Raw genomic sequence first — 3,579 nt, 5'->3', positions numbered from 1 at the left:
TGATGAGTGGATGACCAGCAAGGTCTATCTCAACCTCAACCCGTAACCCCGGCGTCATGACATCTACCAAGAAAAATTACAGAAAAGAGGTTGCACAATCCGGTCCGGATCATCAATCACGCAGATCTGGCTCTCTCCGACGAGCCCACCAATCCACTGGTGATGCCTGGTCCGAAGAAGAAGAAAGACACTGCAAAAGATGTGCAGGCCGAGGCCAAGGCAAAAAAGGCTGAGTACGTCGCAAAGCTCAGAGAGAAGAAGAAGCGCGAGGACCGCAAGAAGAGGATCCGCGAGGACCTAGAAGAACGCGCCAAACGGGATGGACCCGCTAGCCCGGCTGCCAGGCGATTGCGATTCCTGATCAAGCAGGAGAAAAAATGAAGACAGCCAAACAAAAGTATAACAATGAGTTGCACAACTAAAATGATAAGAATAATAAAAAGCGTAACAGAACTGCTTACCAATTGTTTTACAATGGAATGGTTGTCGGCAACTCAAATCCAAGAGCCGATTGCTCTTGAGTCGGGTATTCACTTAGCTATGCTTTCTCGAAAAAATAATAATACCGTAAAATCAGCCATATCAGTAGATGTACAGACAAAAAAACCAATGCACAATATAGACTTGCGAACAAACCAAGCGTATTCTAAATATCTTGCCGGAGACATCTTTATGTATGCCAAAAGCAAACTCAATCGTATGGACAATCAATATAAGGAAAAACAAGAAGCTAATACCAGAAAGCGCAACGAGAACTATTCTTACGGCAACATCTTATTGTTCATGACTTACGACAAACATACAAAAAATGAAGACACAGCCAAAAACAATAAGATGGATAATTACCGGTACACAGATAGATTACAACGCAAACATCTTCTTAAAAGCAAAATAGAGCAATTTTGCCGACAGCACATAGGGAAAGTCATGCTAGCATCAGCCCTAGCCCTATGGACGGGGACCCTGCTGGCAGCACCGGCAACGCCTTCATCATCGGCACAATCGGCACCCCAAACGGCTGCACCACAAACGGAGGACGGGATCCCAGTCACAGTGCCAGTTCCGCAGATATACCAGAAATGCGACACCTACCAAGATCCGCCAATCATGCTAGTAGCAATCTCGAATGTGGAGAGCGGAAGAGACCCGTGGGTCATCAATGACAACACGCTACTTCGTGAGCACTTGGCACACGATTTCTACATGCACAATGCACAGCAATCAATTGCTAAAGCTACCCAGCTATTGGGAGAAGGCCACAACATTGACATGGGGATAATGCAAGTCAATTCGTCACATCTAGGAAGATTCACAGTAGACCAACTCTTTGACCCGTGCGACAACATTGGAGCCGGGTCCTGGGTATTCCACAGTGCATGGCAAGACACAAGCGGGATCACACCAGCAACGCTTAGGGCGGTACACGCCCTATCGATTTACAACGCAGGTGGCCAATACCCAAGATACGAATGCAACTACGGCGTCAAGGTGATGGAGACCATCGGGATCCATGTAACGATCCCAGGAGTAAAGTGCGGCGTGAATGCACCCGTATTTGTCCCTATGGAAAACTTCCTCAATGGAAAACATTACACATCGACACTCAGAAGGAGGTTGGAAGATGCGGCTCACGATGTACGCAGGTGGGGAAAGAATGTATGGGACCGCACCAAGAGCGACGTTGAATCGTGGACAAGTCCAGGTAAAGAGCATTCCCACAAACCGAAGCACCACCACAGCAAGGCGAACAGCACTGGCAATGTGCTGAAAGGAATTTTGCTGATCGTGCTGATCGTCCTGCTGATCGTCCTGCTTATCTACTTCGGCATCATCCCATTGGGGACGCTCGCAGCGTGGGCAGCAACACAAGTTGGCACCAGCATTTTGGGACTGGCGGCAAGCGCAGCAAAGGCGATGAAGGACCAGGTAAAGAATATCGGGAAGAACCACAAGTGACGTTTTGACAGAAAAGGCAAGGAGGAAAAATGAAAGAGCAAGTGCGCGTCGCGCGATATTGGAGGCAGGCAGTTTCGGAGTCAGCCTACGCACACATCGAGGTGGGCGAAGGGACGCGAGATGCGTTTCTGTTGAAAGGCACATCACCAAGCGAATGGGTCATCAGCAAAGAAGTCTTGCGCGGCATTGGACGCGCAAGAGGCGGAAACTTTTTGCTCGGCTTTGGCGGCGTTTTCCGTATGACGGGACGCGAAGGGCTACGCCGAATCGTGCCAACGATCCTGGTTCCAGTGGAAGTCGATGACAACGGAATGGTCACACCCGACTTTGAAATCACGGGGCCATGGTTGCAACGGGCGATGTTGTTTTCTCCGTTCAATTTGGCGTCACAAGAGAGCGCAGACTGGCGCATCAGTGAGCGCGCCATGATGCAAGATACTGACGGAAAATTGATTGTGGATTTGCCGTGGGAAGATCAGTGGCAGATGGCGATTGCGATGGTGGATCGCATCACGCAGATCATCACCGATGCACGGTGGAGCGCCGATGGCGGCGCAACCGTTGCGGAGCAACTCGACAAGAAACTACCCGAGGGCTGGATCACAGAAAAGAGCATACTGTTCATCCCGACCAATCCGGCGAATGTGAACCGAACGCAGATCACCGGGCCAATGCTCGTGGCATACGATCACATCGTCGAGCGATTTCAGAATGGAAAGCCAGTGCCACAAATTGCCATTCGCTATGCAGACCCACATGCAGATGAAGCGATCTTTTTACAGACGGGCATCAGCGGCGATGAGCGCGTCCATGCCATGGGGATGCACCTGGGGCAGATGAGCAATTCGTACTCCATGGACAAAACACAGCGCCGTGTTGTAGAGACACAAGCCATGATGCTCGAAGGTGGGATTGCTGCCGTAAGCGGTCCACCAGGAACCGGCAAGACGACACTGATTCAGGGAGTGATCGCTGACGCGCTGATCCATTCGATACTGGACGGTCATGGAAAATCAGGAAAGGTACTCATCGCCTCCACCAACAATCAGGCGATCACCAACGTCCTCGATGCACTGTCGAAAGTGACGGGATACTCGCGCCTCACTCGGCGCTGGTTGCCACAAATCGACAGCGTGGGATTGTACCTCTCCGCTGCATCCAAACTGAGCGAGCAATGGCCGACCTATGCGTTTATTGCTCGCGACAGCGGACAGGAAACGGCCATCGGAAAGTTGGGAGAATCCTATCGCAACGGAGAAGCGTGGTCGTACTTTCGTTCCATGTTCCGCGCCGAGTACAGCATCGATGTGGACAGCCCGGCGGAGGCAGCAGAACTTTTGGAACAGCGGTTGCGCGACATCGTAGCCAAGATCCGCGAGCGCATCGATGTGGTCAGGGAGGCCAAGGCGATCTACGCAACGGCGCGACACCTACGCAAGAAACGCGGATACGACATTGGCGCAGAATTGGGATGGAAGGAACAGGCCAAGGCCATCCAACAATTCGTCCAGAAGACCCGGGCAGAAGAATCGGGAGTGATGGGAAAGCTGAAATCCATCCTTGCCTCAAAAGAGAAAAAGAACGCGGAACTCACCGAGCAACTACGCGCCATGGGAGCGCAGG

The 3,579-nt window shown here is 51.4% G+C and carries 3 protein-coding genes; all 3 read left to right on the top strand.

Features of this window, described 5'->3' with window-relative positions:
- Positions 1-90: 90 nt before the first annotated feature.
- On the top strand, positions 91-381 hold the full coding sequence (locus tag RTI30_RS13305; RefSeq protein ID WP_312284012.1) for a hypothetical protein: 291 nt from the start codon (positions 91-93) through the stop codon (positions 379-381).
- Positions 382-405: 24 nt separating this feature from the next.
- Positions 406-1,956 (top strand): transglycosylase SLT domain-containing protein, encoded by a 1,551-nt coding sequence (locus RTI30_RS13300; RefSeq protein ID WP_312284011.1) that lies wholly within the window; start codon positions 406-408, stop codon positions 1,954-1,956.
- A 29-nt stretch (positions 1,957-1,985) separates the two neighbouring features.
- On the top strand, positions 1,986-3,579 hold a 1,594-nt coding region (locus tag RTI30_RS13295; protein ID WP_312284010.1), incomplete at its 3' end, for an AAA domain-containing protein.

The sequence above is a fragment of the Candidatus Igneacidithiobacillus taiwanensis genome (genome assembly GCF_031962545.1).
GTDB classification, from domain to species: domain Bacteria; phylum Pseudomonadota; class Gammaproteobacteria; order Acidithiobacillales; family Acidithiobacillaceae; genus Igneacidithiobacillus; species Igneacidithiobacillus taiwanensis.
Note: the sequence above shows the minus strand (reverse complement) of the source record. Positions and strands in the feature narration are given on the sequence as shown.

Bases quoted from the DNA above. Each gene is read 5' to 3' on its own strand.
- RTI30_RS13300 (WP_312284011.1), top strand. From the start codon at position 406: ATGAGTTGCACAACTAAAATGATAAGAATAATAAAAAGCGTAACAGAA.